Origin of the sequence: Gloeotrichia echinulata CP02 (assembly GCA_038087035.1) — a bacterium.
Taxonomy (GTDB): Bacteria; Cyanobacteriota; Cyanobacteriia; order Cyanobacteriales; family Nostocaceae; genus Gloeotrichia; species Gloeotrichia echinulata.
Map to the genome: position 1 here is coordinate 848,216 of CP051187.1, position 19,760 is coordinate 867,975.

Consider the following 19,760-nt stretch of genomic DNA (forward strand, 5'->3'; position numbering starts at 1 on the left):
AATTATCATGCAAATTTTGAGTGTACACAACAAATATCAAATTCGTGGCGGTGAAGATGAATCCCAACTATTAGAACGGCGGATTTTGGAAGAAAATGGACATCAAGTTGACCTATATGAAGAAGACAACATTCGCGTTAATTCTCTGCATCTAATGCAAGTGGGATTGCGAACAGTCTGGTCAACAGAAGCCTATAAAGTAGTCAAACAACGGCTGCAAAATTCCACGTACAATATTGTTCACGTCCAAAATTTCTTTCCCTTAATTTCTCCCTCAGTTTATTACGCAGCTAAGGAACAGGGAGTCCCTGTCATCCAATCTCTACGGAATTACCGTCTGCTATGTCTTAATTCATTCTTTTTTCGCGATGGGCAAGTATGTGAAGATTGTTTGGGGAAGTCTATTCCCTATCCTGGTGTAGTTAATGCTTGCTATCGAGACAGCAATCTCCTTTCTGCGGGTGTAGCCACCATGCTGACTGTGCATCGAGCTATGAATACCTGGAAACAAATGGTAGATATTTATATTACCTTGTCTGAGTTTGCCCGAAAGAAAATGATTCAAGGTGGTATACCAGCAGAGAAAATTGTCGTCAAGCCAAATTTTGTTCATCCAGACCCCGGTGTAGGAGAAGGACGTGGTGGTTACGCCCTTTTTGTGGGCAGACTTTCTCAAGAAAAGGGGCTAGATACGCTACTTACTGCTTGGGAAAAATTGGGTGCAAAAATCCCACTGAAGATTATTGGCGATGGACCTTTATCAGAAGAAGTAATCAAAGCAGCAAAAAAAAATCCGCAAGTGGAATGGTTAGGACGCAAACCAATGCCAGAAGTGCTTGCTATCATGGGGAATGCTACGTTTTTAGTTTTTCCCTCCAAATGGTATGAAACCTTTGGTAGGGTTGCAGTTGAGGCATTTGCTACAGGGACTCCTGTAATTGCTGCTAACATTGGAGCGATCGCCGAATTGGTAGACTCTGGTCGCACAGGTTTAACTTTTATTCCTGGAGATCCAGAGGATTTAGCTACCAAAGTAGAGTGGGCTGTGACCAATCCGGCTTTGCTTGGACAGATGCGCCCTGAAGCAAGGGCTGAGTTTGAAGCTAAGTACACAGCACAGCAGAATTACCGCCAGATGATGGACATTTATCAACGGGCTACTGGTGGTAGAGGTCAAGAATCTGATTTTTTCCAAATTTACTCACAAAGGGATTGACATTGCCCTAGGGTGACTGCTATATTATCTAAAGTGCAATTGCAATTGTTGGGGCGTAGCCAAGTGGTAAGGCAGCGGGTTTTGGTCCCGCCATCCCTAGGTTCGAATCCTAGCGCCCCAGTTAACTCAAGGACAGACTAATATATCTATCTGCCCTTTTACCCATTCTATCAGTTATCTAACGACGATTGTGCGTAGGGGTGCAAGGCCTTGCACCCCTATGGTCTTTGCAACAACGTCAATTTTCAGGCGACTTTAAAGCTTGGTCCAAAACTTGTCGCGCCTGTTCTGCTTTAGCTCGCGCTTCTTGGTAACGTAGATTGGCTTGAGCAAAATTTTTGAGAACTTTAAAACCTTCCTTGAGACGGGTAATTTCATCCTCAGTCACTGACTGATCGCAAAACAGAACATCAACCGCCTTGCGAATTTCCAGTGCTTCAGCGCGTGATTCTTGAACTTTCAACTTGAGTGTAGCCAGATTGCTCAGAATCTGGACTGCTTGTGTAATGTGATCCTCACCGCTAGCAATCTCAATGCTTGCTTCCTTAACTTCAATTAATTGTTGTGGACCAAATCCCTCTTCTAGTTCTGTGGGTAGCTTACCTGCATCCATCAGTTCTATCAGCTGATCCATTGCTTTTTCACGGGCTTTGGCTGAATCTTTGCCAGAAACAGTGAGGATAATTTCTGGGCTTTGAGCGAGAGTATACTGAACCATATTTAGGGCAGAAAAGTTGCTGGTTAACCAAGCCGAGGAAAACAATTTTAACATGAACAGAGTGGCAACTAAAACCTACTCTCATGAAAAATTAAAAATTAAATTCGCTCCACGTTGGTAGTTGACTGTTGAGCCTTATTAATAATGATTATTGATAATTCTACTATAGTTGAGTTCTGAGTTGTTGAGTCTACCAAGTCCCCCAAAATAAAACTTTATACTGAAGAAAGAGATAGTAAATTTCAATAGGAGGCGAGAGCAATGGCTCCCAATCCCACCATCATGCAAGCTGTGGAACAATTGGGTTACCGTGTCACTGTTGGTGATGTGGCGACCCAAGCAGGATTGAATGTCGCCCAGGCCAATCTTGGGTTATTAGCTCTGGCGTCGGATGCTGGCGGACATTTGCAGGTAGCAGAATCTGGTGATATTGTGTACCTTTTTCCGCAAAATTTTCGAGTAATATTACGCAATAAGTATTTGCAATTAAGGTTGCAGGAATGGTGGAAAAAGGTTTGGGGTGTTCTGTTTTACCTAATTCGCATTTCTTTTGGGATTTTCTTAGTTGTTTCCATCGCCTTAATTACTGTCACCATCATTATTATCATCACGGCTGCTAACTCAGATCGAGATAACGATAATCGCAGTAATAATTCCAGAGGTAGTAACTTCTTCTTTTTCCCAGATTTATTCTGGTATTTTAGCCCAAATTATGACAACCGCTCCCAGGAACGGCGACGGGAAAGGCAAGAACAAAGCAATCTGAATTTCTTTGAGGCTGTCTTTTCGTTTTTGTTTGGTGATGGTAATCCTAATGCCAATTTAGAAGACCGCCGCTGGCAAGAAATTGGTACCGTGATTGGTAATAATCGAGGTGCAGTAGTCGCCGAACAAATTTCTCCCTATCTAGATGACATTGGTGAGAAATATCAACAAGAATACGAAGATTATATGCTACCTGTTCTCACACGATTTAACGGACAACCAGAGGTAAGTCCTGAGGGGCAGATTGTATATTATTTTCCAGAGTTGCAGGTGAGCGCCAGCCAAAAGCGTCGTCAGTCATTACCAGACTACCTGGAAGAATTACCCTGGCGTTTTAGTGCGGCCAGTTCGGGACAAATTCTGCTGAGTGCTGGTTTGGGTGTACTCAATTTTGTTGGTGCTTTGGTGTTGGGAAGTTTATTAAAAGATGGTACAGTCGCCGCCGAATTAGGTGGATTAGTAGCTTTTGTGCAAGGGATTTATTGGCTGTTGTTGGCTTACGGAACAGGTTTTTTAGGGATACCGTTAGTACGTTATTTCTTTCTTCAGTCGCGCAACAGCAAAATTGCTGCACGCAACCGCGATCGCCTTTCCCGCGCTAGACTATTGGCAAACCAGGATGCAACCTTACAGCAAAAAATTGACTACGCTAGTCAGTTTGCAGCACAAAAGGTCATCGGGAAAGAAGATTTGGTCTACTCTAGCGAAACTGACTTACTCGAACAGGAATTTGAGCGTCCTGCTCAAATTGACCCGGAAAACGCCTAAATTTTAGAATACAGCCAAAACCCCACCCAGTTTTGGCTGACGCCAACATTCCCCTAAGCGCAGGCGCTTAGGGGTTAGGGATATCCCAACCAGCTTGCTGTTAAGCACAAACTTAGAACCCCGGTAACTTTTATGGAACCGGGGTTTTTGCACACCGAACTACCCTTAACACCAAGGGTATTGTCATATATTATTTCCCCAATTTTTGTTACATTTACGCCCCTCAACAATCTTCAGAAAGGAGGATGCAAAGACATGAGATATGGCGAAACATACTATAATTAGTATTAAGAATAACTGAGTTTATTATTTTATTTTTTGGTTGATATAATTACATAAGAGTAAATTTAATTACCATGAAAATTAATAGATTAATGCTCTATCATATTGCTGGAAACTTGGATACTTTCTATAGGAAGATGACTTAACGAGGGAGTAAGTTTAAAGTAATTATGGTGTGTCGAATAACTGCTTTCTTTGGAGGTTTAGCCCTGATACTAATTTTCTGTGAATGTGCTTAATAACGCCCACACCTTAGAAAGGATTGGCTCTATTAATAAAGCTTGATTACCCAGGCTTAAGTAAGTGCATACTGATGAAGAAATGGTATCAGCTAAACCTTTTTTATTCATCTTATTTTAATTAAATTAGGACTTACGCATGAGTAACCAAAAATCAAGGGTTTGGGTTGGGCATAGTGCCGGAAAAATTAACCAATGCCCTATGCCCGCTCTCCACTAATAGCCTCGACGGGTCAGTCCTGTAAATTTACGAATTAAGAATATTTCTATCTTCTCTATTCAGTGCTTAATTGCTAAATATAAATATTTAAATTGTGGTAAAACATCTACTTTTATCTCTGACTTGGTTTTGAACCAAGTCTTTTTTATGGTTATTTTTTATAACTTATTTTATTACAAGTAAATAGGCAATCAATTATCAGGTTTGAACATATTTGAACACATCCTATAGGCAGATGAAATAAATTATTAGTATTTATAAAATATCTCTATATGGTAAACACTTGGTATATCTATAGGCTTGGTTATGAACCAAGCCTTTTTCATGACTTTACCGTAGCAATCAGGTATTTTTATTGCCAGAGAATATATATATTTTGCGAATTTTCAGAACAGGGGTAAAAGTCTTTTTTGAAGTTAATATTCTTGAGGATGTCTGCGAGTTGCAAAATATCCCCTAGTAGTCCACCACACCAACAATGCTTGGAGAATTGATTTGTTCCTAGTTGCGCTACCCTACGGGAAAGCTGGGTTAATAGCGCTCTTAATGTCGAGTGCGCTAAACCGGGATTTATCAGCACAATTCTCAAAGCCTGATAAAATCTAGATTCCGGTTTTTCACACAAATCAAAACATAACCTGTCAAAAATCCCCGAAGCATATTCAGGGCTGGGATTATGATGAGTGCGAGTATGGGACTTGTTCCAAATGCGGGTAAAGCGCAACTATAAACAAGCTGTTGGCTCATGCTGTATCAGCTTTGAGAATTTTTGTACACACCTAAAAGTCGGATGATCTATCAGCAGACTAGATCTAAATTAGCTGTATATGGTAAACACCTGGTATATCTGGAGGCTTGGTTAAACGCCAAGCCTTTTTCATACCTCTGTACAACAAAGTATATTTTAATATGGTTATTTTTGGGCAGGGTTAATATATTGACCGGGCAATGTACTAGCATTTTTTAGGATATTTGGACACATCCTATAGGAAGATGCACTGGATGAAAAGTGGAACTAAATTATTCTAGTACGTTGTTAAGCACAGCAATGATCAAGGTTTGGTTCACAACCAAACCTTTTTTATGTGTATCCAAGTTATCCCATAACAGTTTTTAGACTATTTGCACACATCCTATAGGAAGATGAAATCCAGTCAGGCTGGGTCTAAATTAGTCATAGTGTAGTAAATGCTTGGTATATAGAAAGGCTTGGCTTACCCATGCCTTTTTTCATGCGTAATCACGGAATCTGCTATCGGATTTTAGAATATTTCAACACATTCTGTAGGAAGATGCACTGTACGAAAAGTATTTCTAGATTTTCGCTATGTGAACAGAGCCGACACTGACTTACAGTCCCGGTCTCATAGCTTAAGTCCTCTATCAGAGGACTTAAACCCATATTGATTTTAAGTAAAATAAATTACATTATTTTTGTTGATTCATAGTTTATGCGTAAAGGTGCAAGATGTGAAGTAGCGAAAAATTATTCAACATCCTCATCCTCACCTAAATTTAGTGCCATTCTGTCATTGGTGCAGATGCGTCAGGAGCGAGAAAACCTGAAAATCCCAAGAAATTACTGGTACTGACGTACCCTACTAATACCAATTTGAAAAAAGAATGGGACAAATAGGGTAGGGGCGCGGGCGCAAGGCCTTGCGCCCCTACAGATTATCGATGTGTTGCAAAGATTTTTTCAATTGGTATAACTAGTTTCAAGCCACCTCCCCTTGTGCGTGGGGCGTTTGATTGCAAAATAAGAATTGATATTATGCAGTAATTGCATGAATACCTATCTACCAGTCTCTAGTAAATGCAATCCTCATAGAAGGGAATAAAGATGGATACCCCTGGTACTGACCAGGGGTTTTTATTTATATGTACCTGAGTTCGATATAAGCCCCTAACGTAATCTCTTTGCACCCTGACGAGGCTTTAAGTCGAACTCAGGTTATAGGTAATAAACTACGCAGTAGAAGCGCACGGCGTGCGCCCCTAGGAGGATCTGTGGTTATGGCATAATCCTGTAAAGTGCGATCGCTGTCAATAAGTAGGTCGGCGCAAATAAACGGTACTGGCTTTGGTCGTCATTTGTCATTTGTCATTGGTAAGCATTTGGGACATATTTACATGTAGTAATATAGTTTTGTTTTTTCGTGCCGACTTACTTACTGCTCTCTCAAAGCCTCTCTAGAGTTATCGCAGAGGGCTTTTGCTTTGTGTGAATCGCCGGACTGAAAGCGATTGATCCAAAAATGAATTTTGATGCTACTTGCAATTTGCAAAACCTGACTCAATACTTCGCAAAAGAAGTCGGGGATACGCATCATTAATTGTGCGATCGCCTATTTTACTCTCATAACTAAAATTTATATATAGAAATACTATTTGATGTTTAAAATACACGTATACTTGGTAAACTGATGCCCGCCTAGATTAAAGATTCTCGCTTATAGGCTGTCCACGGTCACGAGTTCAAAGTCCAAGCTATTCTTTGACCCTGGACTCTTGACTTTTGACAACCTGAGTGCGAAATATACAATTTAAATGCGTAACACCTTATTACCAAGCACAACCCAAATATTGTTAATCAAGTCAAGTCGGAAATTCTAAAAAACTCACAAAGATTACTGCCAAATTTGAATTTGTTATGTAAGCTGACAACAGCAGTTTTACCCCTCAAAACCATGACCGACAGCAGTCCCACGATTTTAGCCCTAGACTTTGATGGAGTGATTTGCGATGGACTAATTGAATATTTTGAAGTAGCATGGCGTACATACTGTCAACTTTGGTCGCCTGCTAACGATACACCACCAGATGATTTAGCTTTGAGATTTTATCGCCTTAGACCAGTAATTGAAACAGGTTGGGAAATGCCTGTTTTAATCAAAGCTTTGGTCGAGGGAATTGCTGATGAAAAAATTCTTCATGAATGGGTGAGTATTGTCCCACAACTGTTGTTACATGAAAAGCTACAAGCCAAAGAAATTGGCGCGCAACTAGACAACCTGCGGGATGAATGGATTGCCAAAGATTTAGATGGTTGGCTAAATCTGCATAGATTTTATCCGGGTGTGGTAGAAAAAATTAAAGCCACTATTGCCAGTGAAGTTAAACTATACATCATCACTACCAAAGAAGGGCGTTTTGTTAAGCAACTGTTACAACAAGAAGGAGTTGATTTACCTGCAAAAGCGATTTTTGGTAAAGAAGAGAAACGTCCTAAATACGAAATTCTGCGAGAATTAAAACAGACAGCAGATATAAATCCAGTTAGCCTATGGTTTATCGAAGATAGACTCAAGACATTGCAGTTAGTCCAAAAGCAACCAGACCTTGAGGACGTGCAACTTTTTTTGGCAGACTGGGGTTATAATACCCAATCAGAAAGGAAAGCAGCTCAAAACGATCCACGAATTAAGTTATTGTCACTTTCTCAGTTTGCCAAAAATTTCTCTGCTTGGCTTTAATTAACAAGAGTCCAGAGTCCAGAGTCCAGAGTCCAGAGTCCAGGGTTAGGATGTGAGGATGATGGGGACGTAGGGAAAAATAACTCCTTACTCCTAACTCCTTACTCCTATAGCGTTTCTCGCCCTAGTGAGGTACATCGGTAAGGGCACGGCAGTGCCGTGCCCCTACATCGCGTGATACAATTTTGTACCTCATCTGAATAGGAAGTGCTATAACTCCTTACTCCTTACTCATTACTCCTTACTCATTACTCCTTACTCATTACTCCTTACTCATTACTCCTTACTCCTTACTCCTAACTCCTAACTTTTTTATGCTTGACCTGACAAAACTAGGGCGACAAATGCAGGGTTTAAGTCAGCATCTAACCTTAGAAGCTGCTGCTAGTCGCCAGCGTTTAGAATTAGCGCAACAACATTTAAAAAATGCTTTCGAGTCTCAAACCGAGTTGATGAAAATGCAGGAGAAATGGCGCGATCGCATTCTCTTTGCTAATGCTACTCCCATTGAACCACTAGAAACCTGTATTGATATTCCTGTTCCGCCCAAAATTCATACTGTGATTGCTACCGATGGTTCGCAAATTGCGCCGAACCACCACGAAATTGCTTATTGTTATCTCTTGAATATTGGCAGAGTAGTTTTGCACTACGGACAAAATCGCCACCCGTTATTAGATAGTTTACCAGAAATATTTTATCGCCCAGAAGATTTATATGTGTCTCGGCAGTGGGGAATTAGAACTGAAGAATGGATGAGTTATTGTCGCACCGCTAGCGAAACAACGGTGTTAGCAGAACTGGCCTGTGGAGTGATGGATGAGGGGAACAATTCAAATCTCACCCCAGCTATTAGCAACCCGAAAGCAAGAGTACCTAGCCTAGCAATGGTGGATGGTTCGTTAATTTATTGGTTTTTAGAACAGTTACCCTTTGATGCACGCGATCGCATTTTACCGCCCATCTTGGAAGCATGGAAGCAGATGCGTGATGCTCAAATTCCTCTAATGGGTTATCTTAGCGCAGCTCGCAACGTCGAAGCCATGAACTTTTTACGCCTGTCGGCTTGTCCTCATCCCGTCCCCGATTGTATAACTTTTTGCCCCAATCAGCTAGAAAAAGTTCCTTGTAAAATATTTGAACCTTTGCGAGATACTACCCTTTGGACAACCCAACTCAAACCAGGACAACGCGGCCCTTTATGGCGCAGTAATTCTCGCATTCTCGAATTATATGAAGACCAAAGCATTTACTTTTGCTATGTCCATGTCGGCACCGAAATTGCGCGGATAGAACTTCCTGCGTGGGTCGTACAAAATACAGCAATGCTTGACCAAGCACTGGGACTGATGCTAGCACAAGTACAGAAAGGATATGGCTATCCTGTAGCAATTGCTGAAGCGCATAATCAGGCTGTAGTCAGAGGTGGTGATAAAGCGCGTTTCTTTGCGCTATTAGAAAGACAAATGATTAAAGCCGGAATCAAAAATATCGGTACATCTTACAAAGAAGCACGCAAGCGGGGAAGTATAGCTTAAATTAGCAGAGCAAAACCGCTCTGAGATAACTCTAGAGCGGCTTTGAGAGAGTTGTTATGGTTTGGGGCTTCATAGCAAGCAGTCATGCCCCGGTTTAGGTATAATTGGTTCGGTATGTTATGGTATACAGCCTGCCTTTAGCTCATTCCGGAAAAAAGTTAAAAATTTTTCTGTTATATCTGACAGAGCATTGGTAAATCTTAACTGTGTAGGGTGCGTTAGGCGTAACGCACCCAAATAAAATCACATAATAATCATCCGCTATATCCTGAGAAAATTCGCAAAAATTACGGATTCTTCTCTGTTTTGGCGAAACTACTAGGATTAATATTAATTAGTGGCACAGCACCATTATCATCCATAACCGTGGGAAAAGGGCCATCCCATTCTTCTATTAACGGAGAAGTTTGATCGGGAATGGTGTCGGGGAGTTCTTCTTCCACCGAGCGCAGGCGAGGATATAAATAAGCGATCGCACTCAGCAACATGGTTAGGATTCCCACAACAATTAACAGCAGTCCCATCCCACGACCGGTACCAACGCCAATGATTTGTCCGATGCTACCAGCAAGCATTCCATTATCTGCCATGAGGGGTTCAAAAACCTGGTCAGATAAAGTACCGGCTGTGATGTAACCTAGGGACAAGCAGGTAGTAGCGATCGCCCCTTGTAAAGCAAACACTCTTCCTTGGACATTGGGTACAACTTTCTTTTGTAATATAGCCAAGCTAGAACTGTTAATAACTGGGACTACGAGAAAAAATAAAAAGGCTGCGGGAGTGAATACCAGCAGGGAAGAACGCAAACCAGCAATCGCAATAAACAGTCCTGCTAAAGTTGTGCTGATCAATATAATGTTAATGTAGCGTCGGAGTTCCCCCCAAATACTCATAGCTATACCGCCCACGATTAGACCAGAGCAAGAAATCGAAAAGACTGTACCGGTGATCGCAACTGAGCTTAAGGACAGCGCTAGGGGAATAGCCACAATGTCAAAAACTCCGGTGAGGAAGTTAGTTACAGCCATGAGTAACACAACTGCGAATAATCCGGGACGTTCCCACAAGTAGATCAAGCCTTGAGAAACTTCTAGGAAGAATGAACTAGGTCCTGATGCTGATGCTTCCTCTTTTTCAGTGGCTTTGGTGTTAACTTCCGGGAATCGCAAAAATAGCAGGGGAATCAGAGCAATGAGCATTGTAGCAAAATCAATGATGATAATGCCTTTAAGTTCGATTACCCCTAGTAAAATAGCTGCTAAAATCGGCGCCACTAATCGGGCGCAAGCATCAGTCAGCTGATTCAAGGCATTGGCACGAGCGAGATGTTTTTGTGGTACAAGTAGAGTGATCGATGCATTGTAACTAGGCCATTGGATGCCCGCGAAAGCACTAATAGCACTAGTGATGATATAAATATGCCATATTTCTAGGCGATCGCTGGCATACAACCAAGCAATGCTCAAGGTACACAAACCGGCACAAAAATCACTGCAAATCATTAACCAACGCCGGTTCCACCTATCTACCAAAATTCCGCTTAAGGGAGAAATGAGAACAAATGGTAGAGTGTTACACAGTATCAGCAGCGCAAACTGAGTCACCGAACCAGTACGTTCATAAACCCAGATATCAAGCGCAAAATTAGTTAATCCAGAACCGCTGACAGAAACTAATTGTCCGAACCAGATTAAGAGGAAATGTCTCATCTCACGGATGACACTCAGCATGTCTGATTCCTTTTGAAGATTACTGTCTTCCTTAAGTTCTATCATTGATATTTCCTTGTTTTAGGGGATTGGGGATTGGAAATTGGAAATGACAAATGACAAATGACAAATGACAAATGACAAATGACAAATGACAAATGACAGTTCATGATGACTAATTAGCCAAAAAGCCGCTACTGATAAAGTAAGAAAAATAAACCCTGAGTAACTCTAGGTCAATAGGCCTAAAAATAATATCTGTACCTGCTAATCCTTGAGCGGCGTTATGGTCGTCAAATTGTGGTTCTGGGAAAGGTTCAACTTCTTGTGGCGAAAACATGGGTATAAGTGGTTGGAGAACATTGTCTGAAGACATTTGTCCAACTGCTACCAGATGCGATCGCCATTTGTCAAAAGAAACTTGCTCTAGTGGGTGGCCCAAAGAGCGTATCAAGTTGAACAGGTCATTCATTGGGGTGGGATGGGGGTTAAGCAAGTGAAATGCTTTACCCAAAGACTCTTGCTGGCGCGATAGATGCACAATCCCCCGACTCACGTAATCAACGGGAGTATTATTATCTACTATACCATCCATATCTGGTGTGATTCCCAATTGAATACAGCCTTTGATGAGGCGACAAAATAAGTCGTCTGGATTACATACACCAGTTTGGCTATGTCCTGTAATTCTGGCTAATCTGTAAATAGCGACAGGAAGACCTCGCTCGCGGGCTTGCATAACTAACTTTTCTGCTACCCATTTACTTTGGGAATAGCCATTTTCAAGACCTTGGGTGTTTTCAAGAGGGTCGGATTCTCTAATTATCTTACCAGCATAGGCTTGAGGGGAAAAAACCGAAGTTGTGGAAATATGATGTACAGTTTTTATGTTAATTTTGCTTGCCAATCTGAGAATTTCTTGAGTACCTAAAACATTGCTGTGTTTGAGGATTTCGTAGGGATAAATTGTATTTATCCAAGCGCCATTATGATAAATTACATCAATTTCTCTGGCTAAATAATCAAATTGAGATGTAGACAAACCAAAAAATTTTTGAGACAAATCTCCCACAACAGGAATAATTCTTTGGCTTTTGGCGGGATTCCATATTCTGTGTGATTGCAGTTTGCTTTGTAACTTCTGTCTAGCTTTGTCAACATTAGCAGCACGGATTAAGCAATAGATATTCGCCTGAGTTTGCTCTAGGAGTTCGTGAAGTAAATAAGCTCCTAAAAAGCCTGTGGCTCCAGTTAATAAAATATTTTGCGGCTGACTGCTCAAGTTCTTTGTAGCAGCCAGCGGTTGAATAGTTGAGTCTAAGACAGCATCTGCTAAGAAATCATCAACGCTATTTTCAACAGCACCTGTGTGCAGTAATTTAGTAATTACATCTGCTAACCCAGCTATTGTTGGTTCCTCAAACAGATAGCGCAAAGGTAAATCTACATGTAAAGCTTCCCGCAGGCGAGATATTACTTGAGTAGTTGCTAGAGAATGTCCTCCCAATTCAAAAAAGTTATCGTAAATGCCGACTTTTTCTTGTCCTAAAACTTGAAGCCAAATCTCTGCTAAAACTGCTTCTGTAGGATTACGAGGTGGTACAAAACTTAGCGTATCAATCAATTCTAAATCTGGTACTGGTAAAGCATGGCGATTGACTTTGCCACTAGCATTTAAAGGTAATTCTGTCAAATTTACAAAGAAAGCTGGAACCATGTAATCAGGCAATTTTTGCTTGATAAATTGGCGTAATTCCCGGTGAATATCAGCTTGACTATCAGTCACAATATAAGCCACTAACTGCTTATTTCCGGGCTGGTGTTCTCTAGCAATCACCACCGATGCTTGTACTAAGGGATGTTGTGCTAATACCGCTTCAATTTCGCCCAATTCAATCCGGAAACCGCGAATTTTGACTTGATAATCAACCCGACCTAAAAATTCAATATTTCCATCAGGTAGATACCTAGCCAAATCCCCAGTTTTATACAAAATTGCGGAGTTTGAATTTGGGAAATTATTGTGAATAAACTTATCTTGAGTTAAATCTGGACGATTTAAATAACCTCTCGCTAAACCTAGACCACCAATATGCAATTCTCCGGGAACACCTATAGGTACAGGTTGCAAATGTTGGTCAAGAATAAATATTTCGGTGTTAGCAATGGGACGACCGATAGAAACAGCATGAGTAGTTGCTAAGGCAGAATTCATTGTAGAGTGATAAACTGTAGCTGTGATAGTAGCTTCAGTAGGACCATAGGCATTGACCCATTGCACACTTTCCCCTATTAACTGTTGCCATAAAGCTAACCTTTCCGGTAAAACTTGCTCACTACCTGTCACTACCAAACGCAAGCTATCAGCAACGTGAGAACGTCCTTGAAATAAATCTAACACCCATTCTTGCCAATAAGGTGTTGGTAAGTTCACCACAGTTAAGCTTTGATTTTCAATAAACTGGGCAAAATCTGCCAAAGATGCAAACATTTCTTTGGGTCGCATCACCAAAGTTGCACCTGTTAACCAAGTAGGGAAAATTTCTTCAGCCGCTACATCAAAACTAAAAGCTGCAAATTGTAAAACCTGGTCATTACTATTGAGTTTATATTCTGCAATTATTGCTCTAGCATGGTTTACCAAACCTTGATGGGGAATCATGACTCCCTTGGGTTTACCAGTAGAACCAGAAGTATAAATTACATAAGCTAAGTTTTCTAGTTTGACTTCACTAACTGGATTCTCTTGACTTTGCTGGGAAATTATTGTCGAGTCTGTATCTAATAAAATTATTTTGGCTGGATGTTCTGCTAAAGATGCTAATAATTTTTGCTGTGTGATTAATACAGACACCTGAGAATCATGCAAAATATCTGTTAGGCGTTCTTGAGGATAGTTGGGGTCTAAAAATAGATAAGCGCCACCCGCTTTGAGAATTGCTAAAATAGCTACGAGTATTTCTAGAGACCGTTCCAGATAAATTCCCACCAATACATCTGGTGCTACACCATAGATTTGTAAATAACGAGCTAACTGATTAGCTTTGTGATTCAATTGAGCGTAAGTTAATTCTTCATCACCAAACCTGACGGCTAAAGCATCCGGTGTTTTAACTACCTGTTGTGCAAACAATTCATGAATACATTGATAACAAGAGTAATCTGTTTTGGTATTATTCCACTCAATTAAAATCTGCTGTAGCTCAATTTTTGAAAGTAGGGGTAATTGACTAATTGGTGTTTCAGGATTAGCGACAATTCCCGCTAACAGAGTTTGAAAATTATTTCCTAGACGAATTATAGTTTCGAGATTAAATAAATCGCTACTATATTCCCACCAACCAATCAATTTATCTCCTGTCTCTTCTATTACCAGGGAAAGGTCAAATTTTGATGTTGTATGTCCTAGATGAAAGGGAGTCAGAGTCAGACCAGGTAATTGTAATTTATCCGTTAGGGAATGTTGCAAGTCAAACAACACCTGAAACAAAGGACTATAGCTGAGATTTCTTTGTGGTTGTAGAGCTTCTACTACCTGTTCAAACGGTACATCCTGATGGACATGGGCATCCATTGCTACTGTGCGTACCCGGTTGATTACTTCCGAAAAACTGGGGTTTCCTGTTAACTGATTTCTCAGGACTACCGTATTCACAAAATAACCAATTAATGGTTCTATTTCTGGACGGTTTCTATTAGCCATAGGGGAACCGACGAGAATATCATCTTGATTGCTGTAACGATAGAGTAGAGTTACAAAAGCTGCTAATATTGTCATAAACAGAGTAGCGCCTGACTTTTGACTCAACTCTCTAACTTTCTGACTCACATCCGAGTTAATTTCAAATTCCCACACCCCTCCTTGGAATGATTGAACTGGGGGACGGACTCTATCTGCAGGTAATTCCAACAATGGTGGCGCATCTGCTAATTGTTGTTTCCAGTAGTTTAGTTGTTTTTGTCTGACTTCGTGATTTAAATATTGTCTTTGCCAAACAGCAAAGTCAGCATATTGAATTGCTAATTCTGGTAAAGGTGATTTATCTGGTGATAGATAAGTTTGATAAAGAGTCGATAACTCTTGCAACAAAATTCCCATCGACCAACCATCAGAGATAATGTGGTGCATATTCAACAGCAGCACATGGGTTGTTTCACTCAGTCGCCACAGAGTTGCTTGAAATAAGAGGTCTTGATTGAGGTCAAAAGATTTTTCTGCTTCCAAGTTAATTAATTTTTCTACAGTTGTTAATTGTTCACTTTCCAAGTTAACCACTGTGAGGGTGATGCTGGATTCTGGATTAATTATCTGGACATTTTGACCATCTATTTGTTGAAAATTGGTGCGGAGAATTTCATGGCGTCTTGCTATCTCTTGGATTGTTCTTTCGAGAACTGGGACATTTAAACTGCCAGTAATCTCCATTGCACAGGGTATATTGTAAGTCGTATTGCCCGCTGCTAATTGGGATATAAACCAAAGCTGTTCTTGAGCAAAAGAAAGAGGTGCAGGTGTGGAGTGAGGACGAGGTAAAATTTTTTCTGTAGTTAAGTTAATCCCTTTTTTGTTTAATATTAGTTTGAGAAGTTCCCGCTTTTTATTATCAAAAGAATCATTAAAAGTCTGCATAATAAGCCTCTTATGTTTATACGAATACGGTTCAGTTATTATAAGTTGGGTTGGGTTTCGTTCCTCAACCCAACCTACTTAAGATACTACTTAAGATACGATAACAAACGTTAAATATTGGTTTGCTATTTTGTTAATAGTGCTTGCACCTGTTCTGGTGAAAGTCGGCTAATTTCTTGGACAGTTTGGGCAATTTCATGAATAATTTCTTCACCACCTGCTAATTTCGCTAATACAACAACTAATTCCGCGATAGTGGGATGATTAAACAAATGGCGGACAGTTAGTTCTAATTCAAATGTTTGACGTATTTGACTAATTAGTTGTATTGCTTTGATTGAATGTCCACCTAATTGGAAGAAATTATCGTCAATACCAATCTGTTTTACTCCTAATACTTCTTGCCAAATATCTGCCAGTACTTCTTGAACTGGTGTATTTGGTGCAACATAGTTTTGGCTTAATTCTGATCTATCTATGGTGGGAATGGGTAGCGATCGCCTATTCACTTTACCACTAGGACTAAGAGGGAAAGACTCCATTTGTACAAACGCCAAAGGAATCATATACTCTGGTAACCATTGGGCGAGGAATTTCCGCAATTCGGAGGGGGTAATAGTTTGTCCAACTATGGGAATGAAGTAAGCAGCTAAGAATTTTTCTGTGGCGTTGTTTCCATGTACAGTGACTATAGTTTGGTTGATTTGTGGATGTTTATTCAGAACTGATTCTATTTCCCCCAGTTCTATACGAAAACCGCGAATCTTAACTTGATTATCGATGCGTCCCAAGAATTCGATGTTACCATCGGGCAGATAACGTGCCAAATCTCCCGTCTTGTACAATTTTGACTTTTGAGATTGCTTCGCTTCGCTGACAACGCTTCGCGCTTTTGACTGCTCAAAGGGATTAGGGATGAATTTCTCTTGTGTTAACTCTGTTCGGTTGAAATAGCCTCTTGCTAATCCTGCACCACCGATGTGTAGTTCTCCTGGTACACCGACGGGTACAGGCTGTAAATTTTGATCTAATATATAAACCTCGGTGTTGGCGATTGGACGGCCAATGGGAACAGAAACATCTGGACTGAGTGAAGTTGGGATTTGATAACAGGAAGTAAAAGTTGTATTTTCTGTAGGGCCGTAACCGTTAATCAGTTGGCAATTCTCTACATTTTGGAGAAATTTATGGACATGGCTAACAGATAAAATATCACCACCTGCTAACAGTTGACGTAAGTGTTTTAAGGCATCAATCTTTTCATCTACCATTAAATTAAATAGACCCGACGTTAGCCAAAGGGTGGTAACTTTGTATTGTTCAATAACTAGTTCTATTTCATCTAAAGATGGGGTTTTGGCGGGAAATATTACTAGTTTTCCACTGTTGAGTAAGCAACCCCAAATTTCAAAAGTTGCAGCGTCAAAGGAGAGAGGTGCAACTTGTAGAAATACTTCTTTGGCAGAAAAGCTAATATAGTCGGTTTGTTTGACTAATCGAACTACACCTTGATGGACAATGCTCACACCTTTGGGTTGACCTGTAGAACCAGAGGTGTACATTACATAAGCTAAGTTATCAGCTTTGATGCTAGTATTGGGGTTCTGTTGTGTTTGTTGATTGATAATATTCCAGTTTGTGTCTAAGCAAATTACACAAGCTGTGTGATCAGGTAGTTTGTTAACTAGTTTTTCTTGAGTCAATAAGACTGAAATCTGAGTGTCTGCGAGCATGAAGCTCAAACGGTCTTGGGGATACTCAGGGTCGAGTGGTAAGTAGGCACCACCCGCTTTGAGAATTGCCAATAATCCTACAACCATTTCGAGCGATCGCTCTACACAAATCCCCACCAAAACCTCTGTCCCTACCCCCAAAGTTTGCAAGTAATGAGCCAGTTGATTAGCTTTAATATTTAACTGTTCGTAGGTCAGTTGTTGGTTATCAAATACCACTGCTACAGCATCGGGTGTTTGCTGTACTTGTTCTTCAAATAATTGATGAATACATTGATCGGGATACTTTGTATAGGTCTGGTTCCACTCTACTAATAACTGATGTCGCTCTGGCTCAGTTAGCAGCATTAAATCTGTTAATTTCTGGTCTTTTTCGGCTACAATTCCCTGTAACAAAGTTTGGAAATGACCAGCCATTCTCGTAATAGAATCTGGCTCAAAGCGGTCGCTAGCATAGGTAATTTTTAGCGTCAGTTCCTCACCTGGTATACCCACCAATGTCAGGGGATAATCAGCGTGAACGGTATTTTCCATTTTACCTATTCGCCAGCCATCAGGAGTTACTGCTGATTCAGAATCAACTGGTAAGTTCTCAAATACTACAAAGCTTTCAAATAGGGGTTGACCGCGAGGTATATCACTCCATCCCTGAATTTCTACTAATGGAGTGTAGGAATATTGATCTCGCTCAATCTGCTGTTCTTGCAACTGTTTTAACCAAGGCAAAATCTCGGTTTTTTCTGTTACTTTTACCCTTACAGGTAAGGTATTAACAAATAATCCTACCATAGATTCTACACCCAACAAAGCAGGGGGACGACCGGAAACAGTAGCGCCGAAAAGCACATCTGATTCACCACTGTAGCGACTGAGTAATATTCCCCAAGCAGCTTGCATTAAAGTAAATAATGTTAAATGATGCTGTTGAGCAAAGTTTTTGAGTTTAGCAGTTGCTGCAGCAGACAGGGAAAAATATTGAGTATTATAAGTTGTACTAAGGTGAGAACTTTTTCCTCTTATCTTATCGACTACCAAAGGCGTAGGTGCTGTAAAACCTTGCAGATTTTGCCGCCAATATGTCTGTGCAGTAGCAAGGTCTTGCTGTTGTAACCAAGCAATATAATCTCGGTAAGGACGGACTGGGGGTAAATATAATTTTTCACCTTGCTGGATAGCTTGGTAGAAAGTCAAAACTTCTTGAAAGATAATTGATGAACTCCAACCATCACCAAGAATATGGTGAGTAGTCCAGATTAATTCATAATTTTCATCTCCCATTTGAATCAGAGTCAACCGCATTAAAGGCGCTTTATCAAGTTCAAAGTATTGATTGCGGTCAGATTCGCAGATAGCTTGTAGCTGTTGTGTTTGTAGCTCAGGAGAAAAAGACCGCCAGTCTAAATTCATCCAAGGGAGATTCACCTGTTTACGCACTACTTGGAGGGGTTGTTTGGGGTTCTTCCACACAAACAGAGTGCGTAATGCTGGGTGTCTTTCTATGACTTGCTCCCAAGCCTGCTCAAATGCAAAAGCTTCTATCTTTCCGTAGATGGTTAATTGTATTTGCGCTAGATAAGGTTGAGATTCTGAATTGTAGAGGCTATGAAACAGCATCCCCTGTTGCATTGGGGACAAAGGATAAATAGCTTCAATATCTTTTTTACTAGGCTCTTGTGCGACTACCATTGATTATTGCTCCTTTGTCATTTGTTATTGGTCATTTGTTATTGGTCATTGGTCATTTGTTATTGGTCATTGGTCATTTGTCATTACTCATTACTCATTACTCATTACTCATTACTCATAACTCATTACTCATAACTCATAACTCATAACTCATAACTCATAACTCATAACTCATAACTCATAACTCATAACTCATAACTCATAACTCATAACTCATTACTCATTACTCATTACTCATTACTCATTACTCATTACTCATTACTCATTACTCATTACTCATTACTCATTACTCATTACTCATTACTCATTACTCATTACTCATTACTCATTACTCATTACTCATTACTCATTACTCATTACTCATTACTCATTACTCATTACTCATTACTCATTACTCATTACTCATTACTCATTACTCATTACTCATTACTCATTACTCATTACTCATTACTCATTACTCATTACTCATTACTCATTACTCATTACTCATTACTCATTACTCATTACTCATTACTCATTACTCATTACTCATTACTCATTACTCATTACTCATTACTCATTACTCATTACTCATTACTCATTACTCATTACTCATTACTCATTACTCATTACTCATTACTCATTACTCATTACTCATTACTCATTACTCATTACTCATTACTCATTACTCATTACTCATTACTCATTACTCATTACTCATTACTCATTACTCATTACTCATTACTCATTACTCATTACTCATTACTCATTACTCATTACTCATTACTCATTACTCATTAC

General features: G+C 40.1%; 10 protein-coding genes and 1 tRNA gene. 6 read left to right on the forward strand and 5 right to left on the reverse strand.

The window, feature by feature from the left end; translation table 11 throughout:
• The first annotated feature begins 7 nt into the window (after nucleotides 1-7).
• Both HEQ19_03795 and HEQ19_03800 read left to right on the forward strand, forming a co-directional pair.
• Entirely contained in the window at nucleotides 8-1,216 is a 1,209-nt protein-coding gene (locus tag HEQ19_03795; protein ID WYL98771.1) for a glycosyltransferase family 4 protein, read from the forward strand.
• Between the two features lie 49 nt (nucleotides 1,217-1,265).
• Nucleotides 1,266-1,337 (forward strand) — tRNA-Gln (locus tag HEQ19_03800).
• Between the two features lie 117 nt (nucleotides 1,338-1,454).
• Here the strand turns inward: HEQ19_03800 and HEQ19_03805 are convergent.
• The gene (locus HEQ19_03805) at nucleotides 1,455-1,934 is read right to left on the reverse strand and encodes a hypothetical protein (GenBank protein ID WYM03239.1); all 480 of its coding nucleotides are present in this window, start codon (nucleotides 1,932-1,934) and stop codon (nucleotides 1,455-1,457) included.
• A gap of 261 nt (nucleotides 1,935-2,195) precedes the next feature.
• On the opposite strand from HEQ19_03805, the gene HEQ19_03810 reads away from it, so the two are divergent.
• Nucleotides 2,196-3,467, forward strand: coding sequence for a hypothetical protein (locus HEQ19_03810; GenBank protein WYL98772.1), 1,272 nt, complete (start codon nucleotides 2,196-2,198; stop codon nucleotides 3,465-3,467).
• Between the two features lie 1,093 nt (nucleotides 3,468-4,560).
• Here the strand turns inward: HEQ19_03810 and HEQ19_03815 are convergent.
• A complete protein-coding gene (locus tag HEQ19_03815; GenBank protein ID WYL98773.1) occupies nucleotides 4,561-4,932 on the reverse strand; it encodes a hypothetical protein in 372 nt (123 codons plus the stop codon).
• Between the two features lie 1,966 nt (nucleotides 4,933-6,898).
• On the opposite strand from HEQ19_03815, the gene HEQ19_03820 reads away from it, so the two are divergent.
• Both HEQ19_03820 and HEQ19_03825 read left to right on the forward strand, forming a co-directional pair.
• On the forward strand, nucleotides 6,899-7,684 hold the full coding sequence (locus HEQ19_03820; GenBank protein WYM03240.1) for an HAD family hydrolase: 786 nt from the start codon (nucleotides 6,899-6,901) through the stop codon (nucleotides 7,682-7,684).
• Between the two features lie 314 nt (nucleotides 7,685-7,998).
• Nucleotides 7,999-9,222 (forward strand): DNA double-strand break repair nuclease NurA, encoded by a 1,224-nt coding sequence (locus HEQ19_03825; GenBank protein ID WYL98774.1) that lies wholly within the window; start codon nucleotides 7,999-8,001, stop codon nucleotides 9,220-9,222.
• A gap of 287 nt (nucleotides 9,223-9,509) precedes the next feature.
• On the opposite strand, the gene HEQ19_03830 is transcribed toward HEQ19_03825, so the two are convergent.
• The 3 genes from HEQ19_03830 to HEQ19_03840 form a co-directional block, all read right to left on the reverse strand.
• Nucleotides 9,510-10,997: an MFS transporter gene (locus tag HEQ19_03830; protein WYL98775.1), complete on the reverse strand. Its 1,488-nt coding sequence runs from the start codon at nucleotides 10,995-10,997 to the stop codon at nucleotides 9,510-9,512.
• 109 nt (nucleotides 10,998-11,106) lie between these two features.
• A complete protein-coding gene (locus HEQ19_03835) occupies nucleotides 11,107-15,561 on the reverse strand; it encodes an amino acid adenylation domain-containing protein (GenBank protein WYL98776.1) in 4,455 nt (1,484 codons plus the stop codon).
• 125 nt (nucleotides 15,562-15,686) lie between these two features.
• On the reverse strand, nucleotides 15,687-18,980 hold the full coding sequence (locus tag HEQ19_03840) for an amino acid adenylation domain-containing protein (protein ID WYL98777.1): 3,294 nt from the start codon (nucleotides 18,978-18,980) through the stop codon (nucleotides 15,687-15,689).
• Here HEQ19_03840 and HEQ19_03845 point away from each other — a divergent pair.
• Nucleotides 18,980-19,129 carry a hypothetical protein gene (locus HEQ19_03845; protein ID WYL98778.1) on the forward strand — a complete coding sequence of 50 codons (150 nt, stop codon included), beginning with the start codon at nucleotides 18,980-18,982 and terminating at the stop codon, nucleotides 19,127-19,129. The genes HEQ19_03840 and HEQ19_03845 overlap by 1 nt on opposite strands.
• Nucleotides 19,130-19,760: the final 631 nt, after the last annotated feature.

Excerpts from the sequence above, each read along its gene's own strand:
- HEQ19_03795 (WYL98771.1), top strand. The coding sequence starts at position 8 with ATGCAAATTTTGAGTGTACACAACAAATATCAAATTCGTGGCGGTGAA.
- HEQ19_03835 (WYL98776.1), bottom strand. The coding sequence starts at position 15,561 with ATGCAGACTTTTAATGATTCTTTTGATAATAAAAAGCGGGAACTTCTC.
- HEQ19_03830 (WYL98775.1), bottom strand. The coding sequence starts at position 10,997 with ATGATAGAACTTAAGGAAGACAGTAATCTTCAAAAGGAATCAGACATG.
- HEQ19_03825 (WYL98774.1), top strand. The coding sequence starts at position 7,999 with ATGCTTGACCTGACAAAACTAGGGCGACAAATGCAGGGTTTAAGTCAG.
- HEQ19_03820 (WYM03240.1), top strand. The coding sequence starts at position 6,899 with ATGACCGACAGCAGTCCCACGATTTTAGCCCTAGACTTTGATGGAGTG.
- HEQ19_03805 (WYM03239.1), bottom strand. The coding sequence starts at position 1,934 with ATGGTTCAGTATACTCTCGCTCAAAGCCCAGAAATTATCCTCACTGTT.
- HEQ19_03840 (WYL98777.1), bottom strand. The coding sequence starts at position 18,980 with ATGGTAGTCGCACAAGAGCCTAGTAAAAAAGATATTGAAGCTATTTAT.
- HEQ19_03810 (WYL98772.1), top strand. The coding sequence starts at position 2,196 with ATGGCTCCCAATCCCACCATCATGCAAGCTGTGGAACAATTGGGTTAC.